Here is a 19,412-nt window from a genome sequence, read left to right on the forward strand (position 1 = left end):
ACGTTAGCGATGCAAAGCCGTGAAGATATTTTCGCCACCCTGCAGGCCGCACTGGTCGAGCTGTTCGAGCTGGACGCCGAGCGCGTCACCCTCGAGGCCAACCTATACCAGGACCTGGAGATCGACAGCATCGACGCCGTCGACCTGATCGACCACATCAAGCGCCAGACCGGCAAGAAGATCGCCGCCGAGGAGTTCAAGGCCGTACGCACCGTCGGTGACGTGGTCGAGGCCGTGTACCAGGTGGTCAACGCCGAAGCGGCCGCCGGCTAAGCCATGGGGCGATTGTTCGGCCTGCTGCTGGTCGTGGCCGGCCTGCTCTACCCCTTCGCCGTGTACTACGGCATGGAGCACCTGTCGCCACGCCTGTTCGCCGCGCTGCTCGGCGGCCTGTGGCTGGCGCGAGCGCTGAGCCAGCAAGGCAAGCCCGGCAGCCGCTGGATGGCCGGCGCCGCCCTGGCCTTCTGCGCATTGCTAGGACTAGCCGGCGAGCCGGCGCTGCTGCGCTGGTACCCGGTGCTGCTCAACCTGATGCTGCTGGCGCTGTTCGGCCTGTCGCTGAAGTTCGGCCCGCCGCTGGTGGAACGCCTGGCGCGCCTGCGCGAGCCGGAGCTGCCGGAACACGCGGTGCGCTACACGCGCAAGGTCACGTTGGTCTGGGCCGGCTTCTTCCTGGCCAACGCCCTGCTGATCAGCGCCCTGACCCTGTGGGCACCGCTGAGCTGGTGGATGCTCTACACCGGGCTGATCGCCTATGCCCTGATGGGCCTGTTGTTTGCCGCTGAGTGGTTGATCCGCCAGCGGGTAAGGAGAGATGGATGAGCTGGCTGGGACTCGCCGAGCAGCTACTGCAACCCCTGGCCGGCCGCACCGTGGCGCTGGAGCCGGCGCTCGACCACGCCCAGCTGCAGGCCAGCGCCCTGCGCCTGGCCGGCGCCTTGCAAGCGCGTGGCGTGCAGCGCGTGGCGCTGTACCTGGAGGATGCCGGCGAACTGGCCATCGCCGTGCTCGGCGCCTGGCGCGCCGGCGCCGCCGTGCTGCTGCCGGCCGATGCCCAGGCGCAGAGCCGCCAGCGCCTCAGCGAACAGGCCGATCTATGGCTGGATAGCCTCGGTGATCTGGACGCTGAGCCCCTGGCGCCCGCCGCGCTCGACCTCGACACCTGCCGCCTGACCCTGTGCACCTCCGGCTCTAGCGGCGAACCCAAGCTGATCGACAAGTCCCTGCGCCAGCTGGCCAACGAGGTCGAGGCCCTGGAACAGCTGTGGGGCCAGGATCTGGGCAGCGCGACCATCTTCGGCAGCGTCGCCGCCCAGCATATCTACGGCCTGCTGTTCCGCGTGCTCTGGCCGCTGTGCGCCGGCCGCCCGTTCTGGCGCCGCGCCCTGCCCTTCCCCGAAGACCTGCAGCGCGAGAGCCTGGGTCAGGCGGCCTTCGCCTGGGTAGCGAGTCCCGCACTGCTCAAGCGCATGGGCGATAACCTCGACTGGCAGGCTTTGAGTTCGGTCCGCCGGGTATTTTCCTCCGGTGGCGCGCTGCCGTCGGAAGTCTCCAGCGAGCTGGGCGCCCAGCTCGGCCAGCAGCCGAGCGAGATCTACGGCAGCTCCGAGACCGGCGGCATCGCCTGGCGCCAGGGCGGCGAGCTGTGGCAGCCATTTCCCGGCGTCGAACTTTCCCTGAACGACGAAGGTGCCCTGCGCATCGCCTCGCCCTACCTGCCGGCCGGACATATCGAGCAGAGCGCCGATGCCGCCGAGCTGCAGGCCGATGGCCGCTTCGCCCTGCGAGGCCGCCTGGACCGCATCGTCAAGCTGGAAGAAAAGCGCATCTCCCTGCCCATGCTGGAGCAGGCGCTGAGCCAACACGAGTGGGTCGCCGATGCGCGCCTCGGGGTGATCCAGGAAGGCCGCGCCTTCCTCGGCGCCCTGTTGGCGCTGAGCCCGGCCGGCCTGCACGCCCTGCGTAACCAGGGCCGCAAGACCGTTACCGAGACCCTGCGCAAACATCTGGCCGGCCACTGCGAGGCCATCGCCCTGCCGCGCCGTTGGCGCCTGCTGCTGGAGCTGCCCTACAGCAGCCAGGGCAAGCTGGCGCAGAGCAAGGTCGACGAACTGGTCGCCGCGCCGCGACCGACTCGTGTCGAGCCGCGCAAGGCCGAGCTGGTCGACGGCGAATGGCAGCTGGAGCTGGATGTGCCGCCGGACCTGGCCCACTTCACCGGCCACTTCCCGCAGACCCCGGTACTGCCTGGCGTGGTGCAGATCGACTGGGCCCAGCAGCTGGCGCGCAGCCTGATCGAAGAACTGCCACCGCGCTTCTGCGGCATGGAAGTGCTCAAGTTCCAGCAACTGGTGCGCCCCGGCGACCGCATCCAGCTGACCCTGCGTTTCGACGCCGAGCGCGGCAAGCTGTACTTCGCCTACCGCAATGGCGAAGCGCCGTGCTCGTCCGGGCGCATTCTGCTGGGGGCAGCGCAGTGAGTCTGTTCGCGTGCCAAAGCCCCTCACCCCAACCCTCTCCCAAGGGGAGAGGGAGTTGGCCGTGCGAGGCGCAAGCTTGTAGTTCCCCTCTCCCTCCGGGAGAGGGGCCAGGGGTGAGGGAGCGTGCCCATGCATAACCCCTGCGCCGTGATCCCGGTCTACAACCACGAGCACGCCCTGCCCGTGGTGGTCGCCGCATTGCACGAAGCCGGTCTGCCCTGCGTGCTGGTCGACGACGCCTCCAGCCCGAGCTGCGCGGCGGTGATGGATCAGCTGGCCACCCAGGACAACACCTACCTGGTGCGCCTGCCGGTGAACCAGGGCAAGGGCGGTGCAGTGATGGCCGGCCTGCGCGAGGCCCAGCGCCTGGGCTTCTCCCACGCCCTGCAGGTGGACGCCGACGGCCAGCACGACCTGGCCGATATCGCCACCTTCCTCGGCACCTCCCGCGAACATCCGCAGGCGCTGGTCTGCGGCTACCCGCAGTACGACGCCAGCGTACCCAAGAGCCGCCTGTACGCACGCTACCTGACCCACGTGTGGGTGTGGATCAACAGCCTGTCGCTGTCGATCCGCGATGCCATGTGCGGCTTCCGCGTCTACCCGCTGCCGGCCACGGTGGCGCTGATCGAGGCTAGCAACCTGGGCAAGCGCATGGACTTCGATCCGGAGATCCTCGTGCGCCTGGCCTGGCGCAACCAGCCGATGCAGTGGCTGCCGACCAAGGTTCACTACCCGCTGGACGGCCTGTCGCATTTCCGCCTGTTCCATGACAACGCGCTGATCTCGAAGATGCACGCCAAGCTGTTCTTCGGCATGTTGCTGCGCGCACCGCTGATCCTCTGGCGCAGGTGGCGCGGATGAACGGGCAGAAGGCCGAACACTGGGCCGGCCAGCGCGAGCGCGGCAACTTCCTGCTCATGAAGTTCACCGCCGGCGCCGTGCGCCTGCTCGGCCGCCGCGCGCTGACGCCGCTGCTGTACGCCATCGTCCTGTACTTCTTCGCCTTCGGCCGCCAGGCGCGGCGCAGCATCCGCCAGTACCAGCACAACCTGGCCAGCTGGAGCGGGCGTAGCGAACTGGCACCGCGCTTCGGCTCGGTATTCGCCCAGTTCATGGCCTTCGCCGACGCCCTGCTGGACAAGCTCGACGTGTGGAACGGCCGCCTCGGCCTGGAGCAGATCACCCTGGTCGACCCCGACGGCATCCGCCAGCGCCTGCACAGCGAGCCGCGCGGGCAGATGCTGGTCGGCGCCCACCTGGGCAACCTCGAGGTGTGCCGCGCCCTGGCCGAGCTGGGCGAGAAGGTGCAGATGAACGTGCTGGTGCACACCAAGCACGCCGAGCAATTCAACCGCCTGCTTGGCGAGGCCGGCGCCAGCCACCTGCGCCTGATCCAGGTCAGCGAACTGGACGCGGCGATCATGCTGCAATTGTCCGAGCGCCTGGAGCGCGGCGAGTGGCTGGCGATTGCCGGCGACCGCGTGCCGCTGCATGGCGGACGCAACGTCAGCGTGAATTTCCTCGGCCATTCGGCCGCTTTCCCGCAAGGGCCCTGGTTGCTGGCCGGACTTCTGCAATGCCCGGTCAACCTGATGAGCTGCCTGAAGATCGACGGCCGCTACCAGGTGATCCTCGAACGCTTCGCCGAGCGCGTGCAGTGGACGCGCAAGGAACGCGACGAGGTGATTCGCGGCTGGGTACAACGCTATGCCGAGCGTCTTGGCGAACGCTGCCTGAACGCTCCGCGGCAATGGTTCAACTTCTACCCGTTCTGGAACGCCAATGACGACCTTCCCGCTTGACCACGTGACCTTCGGCGAACAGCAGCTGACCATCGAGCAGGTGGTCGCCCTGTCCCAACGCAGCGCCCGTGCCCAGTTGCAGAACGATGCCGCCTACCGCGAGAAGATCGCCAAGGGCGCGCGCTTCCTCGACACCCTGCTGGACAAGGAAGGCGTGATCTACGGCGTGACCACCGGCTACGGCGATTCCTGCGTGGTGGCCGTGCCGCTGCACCAGGTCGAGGCGCTGCCCAAGCACCTGTTCACCTTCCACGGCTGCGGCCTGGGCAAGCTGCTCGACGAGGCCAGCACCCGCGCCGTACTGGCCGCGCGCCTGCAGTCGCTGTGCCACGGTGTATCCGGGGTGCGCGTGGAGCTGCTGGAGCGCATCCAGGCCTTCCTCGAACACGATGTGCTGCCGCTGATTCCGGAAGAAGGCTCAGTCGGCGCCAGCGGCGACCTGACCCCGCTGTCCTACGTGGCCGCCACCCTAAGCGGTGAGCGCGAGGTGATGTACAATGGCGAGCGCCGCAGCGCGGCGGACGTGCATAAGGAACTCGGCTGGACGCCGCTGACCCTGCGTCCGAAAGAAGCGCTGGCGCTGATGAACGGCACCGCGGTGATGACCGCCCTGGCCTGCCTGGCCTATTCGCGCGCCGACTACCTGCTGCAACTGGCCACGCGCATCACCGCGCTCAACGTGGTGGCGCTGGAAGGCAACCCGGAACACTTCGACGAGCGCCTGTTCGCCGCCAAGCCGCACCCGGGCCAGACCCAGGTCGCCGCCTGGCTGCGCGAGGATCTGGCCGTGGCCGAACCGCTGCCACCGCTGCACCGCCTGCAGGACCGCTACTCGCTGCGCTGCGCACCGCACGTGCTCGGCGTGCTGGCCGACAGCCTGGGCCTGCTGCGCCAGTTCATCGAGATCGAACTGAACAGCGCCAACGACAACCCGCTGTTCGACGCCGAGACCGAGCGCACCCTGCACGGCGGCCACTTCTACGGAGGGCACATCGCCTTCGCCATGGACAGCCTGAAGAACCTGGTCGGCAACGTCGCCGACCTGCTCGACCGCCAGCTCGCTCTGCTGGTCGACACTCGTTACAACCACGGCCTGCCGAGCAACCTGTCCGGCGCGCCAGCGGAAACCGCGATGATCAACCACGGCTTCAAAGCCGTGCAGATCGGCACCAGCGCCTGGACCGCCGAAGCGCTGAAAAACACCATGCCGGCCAGCGTGTTCTCGCGCTCCACCGAGTGCCACAACCAGGACAAGGTGAGCATGGGCACCATCGCCGCGCGCGACGCTCTGCGCAGCCTGGAGCTGACCGAGCAGGTGGCCGCCGCCACCCTGCTGGCCGCCAACCAGGGCGTGTGGCTGCGTGAGCGCGCCGGCAAGACCGACATCCCCGCGCCACTGGCCGCCATGCGCGAGCAGCTGGCCGTGGACTTCCCGCCGGTAATCGAGGACCGCGCCCTGGAAGGCGAGCTGCGCCTGTGCCTGGCGCATATCCGCAGCCGCCATTGGAGGCTGTATGCGTAAGCCGGCCCTGATGGACGCCGTGCGCCCCGCCGACCAAGGAGCCGCCCATGCGTAAGGAAGGCGTGCTGCAGGCGGACGTTGAAATCCTCGTCCCGTTCTTCGACGTCGACATGATGGAAGTGGTCTGGCACGGCCACTACGTGAAGTACTTCGAGGAGGCGCGCTGCGCCCTGCTCGACAAGCTGGGGCACAACTACCGGCAGATGCGTGATGCGGGCTATGCCTGGCCGATCATCGACCTGCAGGTGCGTTATATCCGCGGCGCCCAGTTCGGCCAACGCATCCGCGTGCGCGCCGATCTGGTGGAGTGGGAGAACCGGCTGAAGATCAATTACCTGATCACCGATGTGGCGACGGGCGAGCGCATGACTCGTGGCAGTAGCGTGCAGGTGGCGGTGGAGATTGCGACTCGCGAGATGCTGCTGGCTTCGCCGAAGGTGTTTGTGGAAGCCGTGGAGAGGGCTATTGCGTGAATTCTTTGTGCCCGGCTGGTTTCCTACGCCTGTTGAAGGCTCTGTTTCGCCCCGCCGGGCGAGTCACTTTCTCTTTGCGCGCGCAAAGAGAAAGTGACCAAAGAGAAAGCGCGCCCCACATCCGGGTCTCGCGGCGCTCGACTTCCCTCCTTCCATCCCTGCTCCAGGGGCACGCCGCGAAGGGCCATCCATGGCCCATCGCGCCTCTCGCGGCATCCATGCCGCTCAACCCCTTACACAGGGATTCCTCTCGGCCTGCTGAGGGGACCCCGCATCCTGGCCCAACCTTTCTCACGCAACCGGTAATTACTCGGGGGCATCCAAGCTCGCATGACCAGCCCCCTCTCCCTCTGGGAGAGGGTTGGGGTGAGGGAGCCGTCTTGTGCGCGCCCTTTCGCGAGCAGAGCTCGCTCCCACAGACAACCCGCGGGTTTCACCCGCCCTACGAAGTATCAGGCGCGCCGACTCCCCGTCAGGAGGCCGAGCGTAGGCACTGCGTAGGGGGACGCGAGGCAGGACGCCGAGCGAGTCACGATGGGATAGGGATGTCCCTTCGTGACGGCCCCCGGAGCAGTGCCGGAGCGAGGGAAGTCGAGCGCAGCGAGACCCGCATGCCGGGGGGCCCTTCTTCTTTGGTTACTTTCTTCTTGGGCAAGCAAGAAGAAAGTGACTCGCCCGGGAGGGCGAAACCAAAAGCCAAGATCACTTCGGCAATCGGCCAGGGACTCGCAGCTCTGTTTTTGCTAGCAGCCCCAGCAGCCCACGCCTTCGACCTGGCCGAACTCAGCGCCCAGCTGGCCAAGCCGGCGGTAGTGCGCGGACCCTTCGTGCAGGAGAAGCACCTGCGCGCCCTGCCCACGCCGCTGACCAGCCAGGGCCAGTTCACCCTGTCCCGCGACCACGGCCTGCTCTGGCTGCTGCAAAAGCCGCTGAAGCAGGACTACCGCATCGACGATGCCGGTATCGCCCGGCGTACCGGCGAGGGCTGGCAACAGCAACCGGGCCAGGATGTGGCCGCCCAGCAGAGCCGCCTGTTCCTCGCCGTGCTCAAGGGTGACCGCTCGGGCCTGGAGCGCGACTTCGACCTCAAGCTCAGCGGCGAACACAACGCCTGGCGGCTCGAACTCACCCCACACTCGCTGCTGCTCAAGCAGATCTTCAGCGCCATCCGCATCGACGGCGGCGCGCTGGTCGAACGCATCGAACTGATCGAGACCCAGGGCGACCGTACCGTCCTCAAGATGCCGCAGAGCCAGGCTGGCGACGCGTTGACCGAGCAGGAGCGCGGCGACCTTGTCTACTAGCCTGCAACGCGCCCTGCCGCGCCTGTTCGGCGCCCTGCTCCTGGCTCTGCTGGCGCTGGCCGCCTGGCAGTGGCGCGACGGCCCGCCGGTGCAGGCCAGCATGCTCGCCCTGCTACCCAAGGGCGCCGGCGATTCACTGGTACAACAGGCCGAGCAGCGCATGCAGGAACCGCTGTCGCGCGAGCTGCTGATACTCGTCGGCCACCCGCAGCGTGAGCGCGCCATCGAACTGGTGCGCCAGGCCGGCGAGCAGTGGCAGGCCAGCGGCCGCTTCGACAAGGTGCAGTGGAGCCTGCAGGCCGACCTCGACGCCATCCGCCAGCAACTGCGCGGCGAACGCCTGGCCTTGCTGGCACCGACCGACCGCCAGCTGCTGATCGAGCAGCCGGCCAGCTTCATCGAGCAGCGCACGCAACAGCTGTTCGACACCTTCGCCGGCTTCGGCCTGCTGCCCACCGAGCAGGACTGGCTCGGCCTGGGCCTGCGCGCCCAGCAGACGTTGAATCCCGGTAGCCGCATCCAGGCCGACCTCGGCAGCGGCGCCCTGCTGTTGCAGGACGACGGCACCACCTGGGCCCTGCTGCGCCTGCGCACCCGTGGCGATGCCTTCGATATGCAGGCGCCACCGCAGATCGCCGCCGCGGTTGCCGAGCTGCGCCAGCAGGTCGAGAACGAAGGCGGCCAACTGCTCGCTGCCGGTGGCGCGCTGCACGCCGCAGCCGGTCAGGCCAAGGCCACCCAGGAGATCGCCCTGATCGGCGGCGGCGCCACCCTCGGCACCCTGCTGCTGCTACTGCTCGCCTTCCGCCGCCCGCGCATCCTGGTCAGCCTGCTGCCGATGGGCGTCGCGCTGCTGGCCGGCTGCACCGCCTGCGTGCTGGTGTTCGGCCAGATCAATGCGCTGACCCTGGTGCTTGGCGCCAGCCTGGTCGGCGTCGCCGCCGACTACCCGCAGCACTACCTGAGCAAGAGCTGGGGCGACGGCCCCTGGTCGAGCTGGGCCGCCCTGCGCGAGACCCTGCCGGGCCTGAGCCTGAGCCTGGGCACTAACCTCGCCGGTTATGTGGCACTGGCCTTCACGCCTTTCCCGGCGCTGACCCAGATCGCCCTGTTCTCCGCCGCCGGCCTGATCGGCGCCTACCTGTGCTCGGTGTGCCTGCTGCCGGCCTGGCTGAACAATCTGCGCTTGCAACCGCCTGGTGGCCTGCGCCGCGCCGCCGAAAACCTGGTCGAGCGACGTGCGCGCCTGCTGGCACGCACCGGCAGCTGGCCACTGCTGCTCGCGCTGCTGGTTTTCTGCGCCGGCGGCCTTTGGCAGCTGACGCTGCAGAACGACCTGCGCCAGTGGCTGGGCCAGGAGCCGCAGCTGATGGCCGAAGCCAGGCGCATCGCCGAACTCACCGGCCAGCAGCCCACCAGCCAGTTCTTCCTGGTCCGTGGCGCCGACGAGCAACAGTTGCTGCAGCGCCAGGCCGAACTCAGTGCACGTCTGGATGCCGCCATCGCCGCCGGCCATCTGCGCGGCTATCGCGCCCTTAGCCAGCTCAGTGCGCCGGAAAGCGAACTGGCGCCGCTGCGTGCCGCGCTGCAGCAGCTGCCGCAGCACTGGCAACCGCTGCTCGACCTCGGTCTGCCGGAAGCGGCCCTGCGCGCCGAGCTGGACGAGTTGCTGCATGCGCCGCAGCCAAGCCTGGAGCAGGCCCTGGCCGGCCCACTGGGCGAGGCCTGGCGCCCGCTATGGCTGGGCCGCAGTGAGAGTGGAGTAGCCGGCATCGTCAGCCTGCAGGGCCTGAATGACAGCGCCCTGCTGCAGCAAACGGCCGAGGGGCTGCAGGGCGTGCAGCTGATCGATCGCCTGGGCGAGCTGAACCAGCTGTTCGCCGCCACCCAACTTAGCGCCGCCCAACTGAAACTAGTGTCCAGCGCCGCCATCCTCCTGCTGCTGTGCCTGCCCTTCGGCCTCGGCGGCGCGCTGCGGGTGATCTGCCTGCCGCTGCTGTCGGCCCTGGCGGCGCTGGCCTGCCTCGGCTGGCTGGGCCAGCCGCTGACCCTGTTCAGCCTGTTCGGCCTGCTGCTGATCACCGCCATCGGCGTCGACTACGCCATCCTGATGCGCGAGAACATCGGCGGGCCGGCAGTGAGCCTGCTCGGCACCCTGCTCTCGGCGCTCACCGCGTGGATGTCGTTCGGCCTGCTGCTGCTCAGCCAGACCCCGGCCATCGCCAATTTCGGCCTGGCCATCAGCCTCGGCCTGCTGTTCTGTTTCCTGCTCTCACCCTGGGCCGCCACGCGGCCACACAAGGAGGTTGTCGCGTGAGCGTGCTCGGATTCTGGCTGCTGGCCCTGGCGATCTACGCCCTGGTGGCGATCATCGGCGGGCGCCGGCTGATCCCCATCGTCGGCCAGTTGCTGGTGGCGGCCATCGCCATTCCCGCCCTGCTGCTGTTGTGGGTCGAGCCGCACTGGCAACTGAGCGCCGCCGACCTGCTGGCGCCGACCTGGCTGAACCTGGCCTACGGCCTGTGCTTCGCCCTGCTGCTGGGCTACATCCTCAGCGACGTGATCGATCTGGACCTGAGCCCTGCCTGCGTGAAGATCGCCCTGCCCAGCTTCCTGGTGCCGATGCTGGCCGGCCTGGCCTGCTCGCTCTGGCTGCTGCCCGGCGAGCGCAGCTGGCTCAGTTCGGTGGGCATCGGCCTGCTGTTCTCGATCACCGCCATCCCGGTGCTCTACCTGTTCCTGCAGAGCATCGGCTACCCGGCGGCGGACACCAAGCGCCTGCTGCATGCGGCGATCCTCATGGACTTCCTGTGCTGGAGCCTGTTCGGTCTGGCCCAGGGCAGCGGCCACCCGGCCGCGCTGCTGTGGCCGCTGCTGGCCGCCGCCCTGCCACTGCTGCTGCACCTGCTCAAGCTGCGCCACCCGCTGTTCTACAGCCTGCCGTTCTTCGCCCTGATGCTGCTGTTCCAGCAACTCAAACTCAACGCCCTGGTGTTCGGCATCGCCTACATGCTGTGCCTCGGCTGGATCAAACAGCCCTTCGTCCTGCCGTTGCCGGAGCGCGCCTGGAAGCTGTTGATGAACGGCCTGGCCGTGCCGCTGATCCTGACGTTCGGCGTGCTGCGCGTGGACTTCCATGGCATAGGTCAAGACTACTCATGGCTGGCCATCGCTATCCTCATCACCCTGCCGGTACTGAGCAAAGTGCTCGGCAGCTGGCTCGGTCTGCACTGGGCCGACCCGAGCGCCGCGGCGCGGGTGAAGTGGCACGAGAGTCTGCTGCTGAACATCCGCGGCCTCACCGAAATCGTCTTCCTCAACCTGCTCCTGCAACTGCAGCTGATCGATTCGCTGATCTACTTCGGTCTGCTGCTGATGAGTCTGTTCTCCACCCTGCTGCCGGCCCTGCTCGGCAAGCATGCCAACAACAATCAAGCGAGAAGCCGTTATGAAGTCTCCTGAAGTCGAACAGCGTCAGATCGTCGTCATCGGCGCCGGCCCGTCGGGCGCCATCGCCGCCGCCATCCTCAAGCGTCACGGCCACGATGTGCTGGTACTGGAGCGTCAGCGTTTCCCGCGCTTCTCCATCGGCGAGAGCCTGCTGTCGCACTGCCTGGACTTCGTCGAGGAGGCCGGCATGCTCGAGGCGGTGCAGGCCGCCGGCTTCCAGACCAAGCACGGTGCGGCCTTCGCCTGGGGCGAGCGCTACACCGAGTTCGACTTCCGCGACAAGTTCACCGAAGGCCAGGGCTCGACCTACCAGGTGATTCGCGCCGACTTCGACAAGCTGCTGGCCGACCAGGCCGAGCTGCAGGGCGTGGAAATCCGCTACGAGGAAGAGATCTTCGCCGCCGACTTCGCTGGCGACTGCCCACGCCTGTCGGTGCGGCGCCTGGCCGACGGCCACGAGTATGAAGTGGAGTGCGCCTTCGTCCTCGACGGCAGCGGCTACGGCCGCGTGCTGCCGCGCCTGCTCGACCTCGACACGCCATCGTCCTTCCCGATCCGCCAGGCGGTGTTCACCCATATCGAGGACCGCATCGACCCGGCCTCCGGCTTCGACCGCGAGAAGATCCTGATCACTACCCATCCCAAGCTGCGTGATGTGTGGTTCTGGACCATTCCGTTCAGCAACGGCCGCTGCTCGCTGGGCGTGGTCTCCGCCGCCGAACACTACGAGGGCTACCCCAAGGACCTCGATGCCTGCCTCAAGCAATTCGTCGCGGAAACGCCAAGCCTCTCCAAGGTCTTGGAAAACGCCGTGTGGGACACCCCGGCACGCGCCATCGGCGGCTACTCGGCCAACGTCAAGAGCCTGCACGGCCCGGGCTTCGCCCTGCTGGGCAACGCCGCCGAGTTCCTCGACCCGGTGTTCAGCTCCGGTGTGACCATCGCCATGCGCTCGGCGAGCATGGCCGCCGGCCTGCTGCATCGCCAGCTCAACGGCGAACAGATCGACTGGGAAAACCAGTTCGCCATCCCGCTCAAGCGCGGCGTGGATACGTTCCGCGTGTATGTGCAGGGTTGGTACGATGGCAGCTTCCAGGACGTGATCTTCTACGAGAAGGCCTCACCGGAAATCCGCCGCATGATCTGCTCGATCCTCGCCGGCTACGCCTGGGACGAGAAGAACCCCTATGTCGCCGAGCCCAAGCGCCGCCTGGGCGTACTGGCCGAACTCTGCGCCATGAACTGAAGTGGTCTGCACAGTGCCTGCGCTTGCCGATGCGTCGTTAAAAACGGCTTCGGAATGCTCATTTACAACACGTAAACTGCGCTTCCTCAGCCGTTTTTGCCTAGCCTCAGCGGCGCTCGGCGACTGTGCAAACCACTTCCTAAAGGAATAAATGTCGATGGAACGCGCCGCCGCCACCTACGTCGAGGAAACCCGCTTCGGCTTCTGGTTTTTGCAGAGCCACGTCTGGCAGCACCATGTGCTGCGCGTGGCGATCAACGACCTCAAGCGCCTGATCGATGCACCGCTGCCGCAGGCGCCGGTGCTGCTCGACGCCGGCTGCGGCCAGGGCCGCTCGTTCGGCCTGCTGCAGGAGGCCTTCGCTCCGGCGCGGATGATCGGCCTCGATGCCGACCCGTACAGCCTCGACTGCTCGCGCGCCGAGGCCGAGCGCCTGGGCCTCGACGTGCAGCTGATCGCCAGCGACTGTGCGGCCATCGACCTGCCCGACGCCTCCGTCGACATCCTGTTCTGCCACCAGACCTTCCATCACCTGGTCGAGCAGGAGCAGGCGCTGGCCGAGTTCTGGCGAGTGCTGAAACCGGGCGGCCTGCTGCTGTTCGCCGAGTCGACCAAGTTCTACATCGACACCTGGGTGATCCGCTGGCTGTTCCGCCACCCCATGCACGTGCAGAAGAGCGCCGAGGAATACCTGGGCATGCTGCGCCAGCAGAGCTTCCAGTTCGAGGAACGCAACGTCTCCTACCCCTATCTGTGGTGGAGCCGCTCCAAGGACTTCGGCCTGCTGGAACGCTGGGGCATCGTCAAGGCCAAGCCGTTCGGCCAGCGTGACGAGACCCTGGTCAACGCGGTGGCACGCAAGCCGTGATGCCTAGGGTTCTGCTACTCGCCCTCACGTTGCTGCTCGGCGCCTGCGCCGGGCATACGCCCGTGCCGGCGAGCAGCCCCGCCCTGAGCGCCGCACTGCCGATCAGCCTGCAGGTCCAGCGCACGCAGAACGCCGAGCAGCGCGACTGGCTGCTGGTGATCCAGGCCGAAGGTGAGGCCCTGCGCTGGTCGCTGTTCGACCCGCTCGGCGTGCCCCTGGCGCGCCAACTGCTGGAGCACGGCGAGTGGCGCAACGACGGCCTGCTGCCACCCAACGCCGAAGCGCGCGAGCTGTTCGCCGCCCTGCTGTTCGCCCTCACCACCGATGACGCGTTGACCGCCTACCCCGAGGGCAGCTGGCAGCGCGGCGCCGATGGTCAGCGCCGGCTTAACCCGGACTGGCGAATCCGCTACCGTTCCGCACTGGACTTCACCCTCGCCGCACCGCAGCTCAGCTATCGGGTGCGCGCGCTGAACCAAGAAGAAGGCAACTGATGCCCAGCTATTTAAATGCCCTCGGCCTGCTGTGCGCCCTAGGCGAAGGCAAGCAGGCGGTGGCCGACGCGCTGCTGGCCGGCGACGCCTCCGGCATGCGCGCCGAGGACGGCTGGGTCAGCGACCGCCGCCTCACCGTCGGCGCCGTGCGTGCTCCCCTGCCGGCCATGCCGGAAGGCTTCGAGGCCGCCCATAGCCGCAACAACCAGCTGCTGCTGGCCGCCGCCCAGCAGATCGAGCCGGAGCTGCGCGCCGCCATCGCCCGTTACGGCGCCACCCGCGTAGGCCTGGTGCTGGGCACCAGCACCTCGGGCATCCGCGAGGCCAGTGCCGGCATCGCCCGCTTCCTCCACGACGGCGAACTGCCCGCCGACTACGACTACGCCCAGCAGGAGATGGCCGCGCCGGCCACCTTCCTCGCCGACTGGCTGGGCCTGGCCGGCCCGGTGTACTGCCAGTCCACCGCCTGCACCTCCAGCGCGCGCGCCCTGCTCAGCGCCCATCGCCTCCTGCAACAGGGCCTGTGCGATGCGGTGATCTGCGGCGGCGTGGACAGCCTGTGCCGCCTGACCCTGAACGGCTTCTCGGCCCTCGAAGCGGTGTCCGCCGAGCCGTGCAATCCCTTCTCAGTGAACCGCCACGGCATCAATATCGGCGAGGGCGCCGCGCTATTTCTTATGACTAAAGAGCCGATGACCCGCGAAGCCAGCCCGATCGCCTTCCTCGGCGGCGCCGCCACCTCCGACGCCCACCATATTTCCGCGCCGCACCCCGAGGGCCTCGGCGCTCGCGCGGCAATGCAGCAGGCCCTGGCCAACGCCGGCCTCAACGCCACGGATATCGACTATCTCAACCTGCACGGCACCGCCACGGCGCACAACGATGCGATGGAGAGCAAGGCCGTGCGCGGCCTGTTTCCCGCTGGCGTGCCCTGCTCGTCGAGCAAGCCGCTGACCGGCCACACCTTGGGCGCCGCTGGCGCACTGGAGGCGGCCTTCTGCTGGCTCGTCTTAAGCGAACACAACCGCGACGGCCTGCTGCCGCCTCACCTGTGGGACGGCCAGGCCGACCCATCGCTGGAACCGCTGCAACTGGTCGGTGCTGGCGATCAACTGGCCCGCAGCAGTAGCCGCCGGCTGATGAGCAACTCCTTCGCCTTCGGCGGCAACAACGTCGCACTGATCCTGGGTGATGTACCACTGGGAGACGCGCCATGAGCCTCTGGCCCATCGCCGAGCTGGTGCCGCACGCCGGCGACATGATCCTGATCGACGAAGTCGTCAGCTTCGGTGACGAAGACATCGAGACCCGTCTTACCGTGCGTCCCGGCGGCCTGTTCAACCAGGCCGACGGCAGCCTGCCGGCCTGGGTCGGCGTCGAGCTGATGGCGCAGAGCATCGCCGCCTACGCCGGTTGCCAGGCGCGCCAGGCCGGCCTGCCGGTGGAGCTGGGCTTCCTCCTCGGTACACGCAAGTTCGAGTGCAACGTCGAGCGCTTCCCGGCCGGCGCCGAGCTGCGCATCAAGGCCCTGCGCTCGCTGCAGGACGACAACGGCATGGGCGTGTTCGAGTGCCACCTGGACGGCCCGGATATCCATGCCGAGGCGCGCCTCAATGTGTTCCGCCCGCCGGAAGTGGCGAGGTATCTACAAGAGCAGCAAGAGCAATCGCAATGACTGAAACCATCCTGGTCACCGGCTCCAGCCGTGGCATCGGCAGAGCCATCGCCCTGCGCCTGGCCCGCTCCGGTTACGACATCGTCCTGCACTGCCGCTCGCGCCGCGACGAGGCCGAGGCCGTGCAGGCGCAGATCGCCGAGCTCGGCCGGCAGGCGCGCATCCTGCAGTTCGATGTCTCCGACCGCGCCGCCTGCCGCGCGGCGCTGGAAGCCGATGTGGAACAGCACGGAGCCTACTACGGCGTGGTGTGTAACGCCGGCCTGACCCGCGACGGTGCCTTCCCGGCGCTGACCGACGACGACTGGGATCAGGTGCTGCGCACCAACCTGGACGGTTTCTACAACGTGCTGCACCCGCTGACCATGCCGATGATCCGCCGCCGCAAGGCCGGGCGCATCGTCTGCATCACCTCGGTCTCCGGGCTGATCGGCAACCGTGGCCAGGTCAACTACAGCGCCTCCAAGGCCGGCGTGATCGGCGCGGCCAAGGCACTGGCCGTCGAGCTGGGCAAGCGCAAGATCACGGTCAACTGCGTGGCGCCGGGGCTGATCGACACCGAGATCCTCGACGAGCAGGTGCCGGTGGAGGAGATCCTCAAGATGATTCCGGCCGCGCGTATGGGCACGCCCGAGGAAGTGGCCGGAGCAGTGAATTTCCTGATGTCCGAGGAGGCGGCGTACATTACCCGCCAGGTCCTCGCGGTGAACGGTGGTTTGTGTTGATGAAACGTGTAGTCGTCACCGGCATGGCCGGTATCACCTCGCTGGGCAGCGACTGGCCGACCATCTCGGCCGCCTTCAAGGAAGGCCGCAGCGGCATCCGCCGCATGGACGAGTGGGATCGCTTCACCGAACTGAACACCCGCCTGGGCGGCCCGGTGGACGACTTCGTCCAGCCCAAGCACTGGTCGCGCAAGCAGACCCGCAGCATGGGCCGGGTGTCCAAGCTGGCAGTGTTCGCCGCCGAGCGCGCCCTGGAGCATGCCGGCCTGCTCGGCGATCCGTGCATCGCCGATGGCCGTATGGGCGTGGCCTGCGGCTCGTCCACCGGCAGCACCGACGAGATCAAAGCGTTCGGCAATATGCTGCTCAACTCCGTCGCCGATGGCCTTAACGCCAACTCCTATATCCGCATGATGCCGCACACCACGGCGGCCAATATCAGCATCTTCTTCGGCCTCAAGGGCCGCCTGATTCCCACCTCCAGCGCCTGCACCAGCGGCAGCCAGGGCATCGGCTACGCCTACGAGGCGATCAAGTTCGGCCGCCTGAAGATGATGCTGGCCGGCGGCGCCGAGGAGCTGTGCCCGACCGAGGCCATGGTCTTCGACGCGCTCTACGCCACCAGCCTGAAGAACGATACCCCGCACCTGTCGCCGCGCCCCTATGACGCCGGCCGCGACGGCCTGGTGATCGGCGAAGGCGCCGGCATCCTGGTGCTGGAGGAACTGGAGCACGCGCTGGCGCGCGGCGCGACCATCCACGCCGAGATCGTTGGCTTCGGCTGCAACTCTGACGGCATCCACGCCACCAAGCCGGAGCAGGCAACCATGCGCGGCGCCATGGAGCTGGCCCTGGAAGATGCCGGCCTTGCGCCCTCTGCCATCGGCTACGTCAACGGCCACGGCACCGCCACCGCCCAGGGCGACGTGGCCGAGAGCCTGGCCACCAGCAGCCTGTTCGGCCCGCAGATGCCGATCAGCTCGCAGAAGAGCTTCTTCGGCCACACCCTGGGCGCCTGCGGCGCGCTGGAGTCCTGGTTCAGCATCGAGATGATGAACAGCGACAGCTACGTCCACACGCTGAACCTGGACAACGTGGACCCGGAATGCGGCGAGCTGGACTACCTGCGCGGCGAGTTCCGCCAGATGAGCCATCAGTACGTGATGAACAACAACTTCGCCTTCGGCGGGGTGAACACCTCGCTGATCTTCAAGCGCTGGAACTGAAAACAGACACAAGGAAGTCCCCATGCCCGCACTACTGCGCACCCTCCTGCTCGGCCTGATCGTCTCGGGCCTTGCCGCCTGCAGCACGCTGCAGCCCGTCGACACGCCGACTATCGAGCTGCCGCCGGGTTCGGCCATCAGCGACCTGCAGGTCGAGCAGGCCATTCTCAGCGCCCTGCACACCTATCGCTGGCAGGTCGGCCAGGTCCAGCCGGGCCGCGTGCAGGCCGATATCCTGGTGCGCGAGCGCCACCAGGCGGCCATCACCATCGACTACAACCCGCGCGACATCTTCATCCGCTATCGCAGCAGCCAGGGTCTGGAGTACAAGAACGGCAAGATTCACCGCACCTACAATCGCTGGGTGAAGTACCTCAAGCTAGAGATCGAACACCAGCTCAACCTTCCCCCCACCCCGTGACCTTTCGTCAAGGAGACGACCATGAAACTGAAAAACTGGACCCTGGCCGCCCTGCTCTTCGCTGTTATCCCGGGCATCAGCCAGGCGCGTGACACCACCCACTTCCTGCCGTTCGAGCAGGCCGTGCAGGAAGCCCTGAACGCCGGGCGCCTGGATGGCAGCGTGAAGTTCTACCTGGCCGGCAACCCGGTCAAGGCCAGCGTGGTCAAGTCCGGCGTGACCACCAGCCAGAAGACCAACGCCTTCAACAAGAGCGACGAAGGCGCCTGCTCCTGGGCCCTGCAGTCCGCGCTGATCCGCATGCAGAACGCCGCCAAGCAGGCCGGTGCCAATGCCGTGGTCAACATCGTCAGCAACTACAAGAACGTGGTCTATTCCGACGCGCAGAAGTACGAGTGCCACGCCGGCGCCATCATGGCCGGTGTCGCCCTGAAGGCCGACCTGGCCAACGTCAAGTAAGACGCTTGTCCGCCATAAAAAAGGGCCGCATCAGCGGCCCTTTTTTATGCGCCTGAATCAGGCGTGGTACTGCGCCGACAGCTCGTGCACCGCCTCGAAGAAGGCCTTGGCATGCTGCGGATCGACTTCCGGGGTGATGCCGTGGCCGAGGTTGAATACCTGGCCGCTGCCCTGGCCGAAGCTGGCCAGGATGCGCGCGACCTCGGCGCGGATGGCCTCAGGTTTCGCGTAGAGCACCGCGGGGTCCATGTTGCCCTGCAGGGCCACCTTGCTGCCGACGCGGGCACGAGCACTGCCGATATCGCAGGTCCAGTCCAGGCCCAGGGCCTCGGCACCGGTCTCGGCCATGGACTCCAGCCACAGGCCGCCACCCTTGGTGAACAGGATCACCGGTACGCGGCGACCGTCGTGCTCGCGGATCAGGCCGTCGACGATCTGCTTCATGTAGCGCAGGGAGAATTCCTGGTAGGCCGCGGCCGACAGCGCGCCGCCCCACGAATCGAAGATCTGCACGGCCTGGGCGCCGGCGCGAATCTGCCCGTTGAGGTAGGCGATGATCGACTGCGCCAGCTTGTCGAGCAGCGCGTGCATGGCCTGCGGGTTGTCGTAGAGCATCGCCTTGGACTTGCGGAAGTCGCGGCTGGAGCCGCCCTCGACCATGTAGGTGGCCAGGGTCCATGGGCTGCCGGAGAAGCCGATCAGCGGCACACGGCCGTTCAGCTCGCGGCGGATATTACGCACGCCGTCCATCACGTAGCCCAGGTCCTTCTCCGGATCGGGAATCGGCAGCGCCTCGATATCGGCCAGCGAACTGATCACCTTCTTGAAGCGCGGACCTTCGCCGGTCTCGAAGTACAGGCCCTGACCCATGGCGTCGGGGATAGTGAGGATGTCGGAGAACAGGATCGCGGCGTCCAGCTGCGGGTAGCGGTCCAGCGGCTGGATGGTGACCTCGCAGGCCAGCTCGGGGTTCTTCATCAGGCTGACGAAGTCACCGGCCTTGGCGCGAGTGGCGCGGTACTCCGGCAGGTAACGGCCGGCCTGACGCATCATCCATACGGGAGTGACGTCGACGGGTTGCTTGAGCAGGGCGCGCAGGAAACGGTCGTTCTTCAGGGCGGACATCGGCAGGGTTCCTGGAAATACGGCAGGGAAACTTAACGGCGGGGATTGTGCGGGAGTCGGCCAGTGGCGTCCCCCTCCTCCGGGCGGGCCCTGGATCACAGGTGCACCGCGCACCGTGGCGCAGAAAAAGTGCGGGCAT

General features: G+C 67.5%; 20 protein-coding genes. 19 read left to right on the forward strand and 1 reads right to left on the reverse strand.

Annotated elements, in window-relative coordinates:
• The first annotated feature begins 9 nt into the window (after positions 1–9).
• From OH686_RS09670 to OH686_RS09760, 19 genes are all read left to right on the forward strand, one after another.
• Positions 10–273: an acyl carrier protein gene (locus OH686_RS09670; RefSeq protein WP_289538129.1), complete on the forward strand. Its 264-nt coding sequence runs from the start codon at positions 10–12 to the stop codon at positions 271–273.
• A 3-nt stretch (positions 274–276) separates the two neighbouring features.
• Positions 277–822, forward strand: coding sequence for a COG4648 family protein (locus tag OH686_RS09675; RefSeq protein ID WP_289538130.1), 546 nt, complete (start codon positions 277–279; stop codon positions 820–822).
• The gene (locus OH686_RS09680; RefSeq protein WP_289538131.1) at positions 819–2,480 is read left to right on the forward strand and encodes an acyl-CoA synthetase family protein; all 1,662 of its coding nucleotides are present in this window, start codon (positions 819–821) and stop codon (positions 2,478–2,480) included. Before OH686_RS09675 ends, OH686_RS09680 begins: the two co-directional genes overlap by 4 nt.
• Positions 2,481–2,609: 129 nt before the next feature.
• Positions 2,610–3,344 (forward strand): glycosyltransferase family 2 protein, encoded by a 735-nt coding sequence (locus OH686_RS09685; RefSeq protein WP_289538133.1) that lies wholly within the window; start codon positions 2,610–2,612, stop codon positions 3,342–3,344.
• Positions 3,341–4,285, forward strand: coding sequence for a lysophospholipid acyltransferase family protein (locus OH686_RS09690; RefSeq protein WP_289538135.1), 945 nt, complete (start codon positions 3,341–3,343; stop codon positions 4,283–4,285). Before OH686_RS09685 ends, OH686_RS09690 begins: the two co-directional genes overlap by 4 nt.
• Positions 4,266–5,807: an HAL/PAL/TAL family ammonia-lyase gene (locus tag OH686_RS09695; RefSeq protein WP_289538137.1), complete on the forward strand. Its 1,542-nt coding sequence runs from the start codon at positions 4,266–4,268 to the stop codon at positions 5,805–5,807. The genes OH686_RS09690 and OH686_RS09695 overlap by 20 nt, the downstream gene beginning before the upstream one ends.
• A 47-nt stretch (positions 5,808–5,854) precedes the next feature.
• Entirely contained in the window at positions 5,855–6,280 is a 426-nt protein-coding gene (locus OH686_RS09700) for an acyl-CoA thioesterase (RefSeq protein WP_289538139.1), read from the forward strand.
• A 740-nt stretch (positions 6,281–7,020) separates the two neighbouring features.
• The gene (locus OH686_RS09705; protein ID WP_502942787.1) at positions 7,021–7,584 is read left to right on the forward strand and encodes an outer membrane lipoprotein carrier protein LolA; all 564 of its coding nucleotides are present in this window, start codon (positions 7,021–7,023) and stop codon (positions 7,582–7,584) included.
• On the forward strand, positions 7,574–9,901 hold the full coding sequence (locus OH686_RS09710; protein WP_289538141.1) for an MMPL family transporter: 2,328 nt from the start codon (positions 7,574–7,576) through the stop codon (positions 9,899–9,901). The genes OH686_RS09705 and OH686_RS09710 overlap by 11 nt, the downstream gene beginning before the upstream one ends.
• Entirely contained in the window at positions 9,898–11,046 is a 1,149-nt protein-coding gene (locus OH686_RS09715) for a cation:proton antiporter (protein ID WP_289538144.1), read from the forward strand. The genes OH686_RS09710 and OH686_RS09715 overlap by 4 nt, the downstream gene beginning before the upstream one ends.
• Positions 11,033–12,280 (forward strand): NAD(P)/FAD-dependent oxidoreductase, encoded by a 1,248-nt coding sequence (locus OH686_RS09720; RefSeq protein WP_289538146.1) that lies wholly within the window; start codon positions 11,033–11,035, stop codon positions 12,278–12,280. The genes OH686_RS09715 and OH686_RS09720 overlap by 14 nt, the downstream gene beginning before the upstream one ends.
• 157 nt (positions 12,281–12,437) lie before the next feature.
• Positions 12,438–13,148 (forward strand): class I SAM-dependent methyltransferase, encoded by a 711-nt coding sequence (locus tag OH686_RS09725; protein ID WP_289538148.1) that lies wholly within the window; start codon positions 12,438–12,440, stop codon positions 13,146–13,148.
• Complete coding sequence (locus tag OH686_RS09730; RefSeq protein ID WP_289538150.1) at positions 13,148–13,642, forward strand: hypothetical protein; 495 nt, start codon at positions 13,148–13,150, stop codon at positions 13,640–13,642. The genes OH686_RS09725 and OH686_RS09730 overlap by 1 nt, the downstream gene beginning before the upstream one ends.
• The gene (locus OH686_RS09735; protein ID WP_289538152.1) at positions 13,642–14,859 is read left to right on the forward strand and encodes a beta-ketoacyl-[acyl-carrier-protein] synthase family protein; all 1,218 of its coding nucleotides are present in this window, start codon (positions 13,642–13,644) and stop codon (positions 14,857–14,859) included. The genes OH686_RS09730 and OH686_RS09735 overlap by 1 nt, the downstream gene beginning before the upstream one ends.
• Positions 14,856–15,317, forward strand: a complete 462-nt coding sequence (locus tag OH686_RS09740) for a hotdog family protein (RefSeq protein ID WP_289538154.1) — start codon at positions 14,856–14,858, stop codon at positions 15,315–15,317. Before OH686_RS09735 ends, OH686_RS09740 begins: the two co-directional genes overlap by 4 nt.
• Positions 15,314–16,042 carry a 3-oxoacyl-ACP reductase FabG gene (gene fabG, locus OH686_RS09745; protein WP_289538156.1) on the forward strand — a complete coding sequence of 243 codons (729 nt, stop codon included), beginning with the start codon at positions 15,314–15,316 and terminating at the stop codon, positions 16,040–16,042. The genes OH686_RS09740 and fabG overlap by 4 nt, the downstream gene beginning before the upstream one ends.
• Positions 16,042–17,268 (forward strand): beta-ketoacyl-ACP synthase, encoded by a 1,227-nt coding sequence (locus tag OH686_RS09750; protein ID WP_289538158.1) that lies wholly within the window; start codon positions 16,042–16,044, stop codon positions 17,266–17,268. Before fabG ends, OH686_RS09750 begins: the two co-directional genes overlap by 1 nt.
• Positions 17,269–17,290: 22 nt before the next feature.
• The gene (locus tag OH686_RS09755; protein WP_289538159.1) at positions 17,291–17,689 is read left to right on the forward strand and encodes a hypothetical protein; all 399 of its coding nucleotides are present in this window, start codon (positions 17,291–17,293) and stop codon (positions 17,687–17,689) included.
• 21 nt (positions 17,690–17,710) lie between these two features.
• On the forward strand, positions 17,711–18,148 hold the full coding sequence (locus OH686_RS09760; protein ID WP_289538161.1) for a YbjQ family protein: 438 nt from the start codon (positions 17,711–17,713) through the stop codon (positions 18,146–18,148).
• Between the two features lie 57 nt (positions 18,149–18,205).
• Here the strand turns inward: OH686_RS09760 and hemE are convergent, their stop codons facing one another.
• Positions 18,206–19,273: a uroporphyrinogen decarboxylase gene (gene hemE, locus OH686_RS09765; RefSeq protein WP_289538163.1), complete on the reverse strand. Its 1,068-nt coding sequence runs from the start codon at positions 19,271–19,273 to the stop codon at positions 18,206–18,208.
• Between the last annotated feature and the right edge of the window lie 139 nt (positions 19,274–19,412).

The sequence above is a fragment of the Pseudomonas sp. SO81 genome, from assembly GCF_030374125.1.
GTDB lineage: Bacteria > Pseudomonadota > Gammaproteobacteria > Pseudomonadales > Pseudomonadaceae > Aquipseudomonas.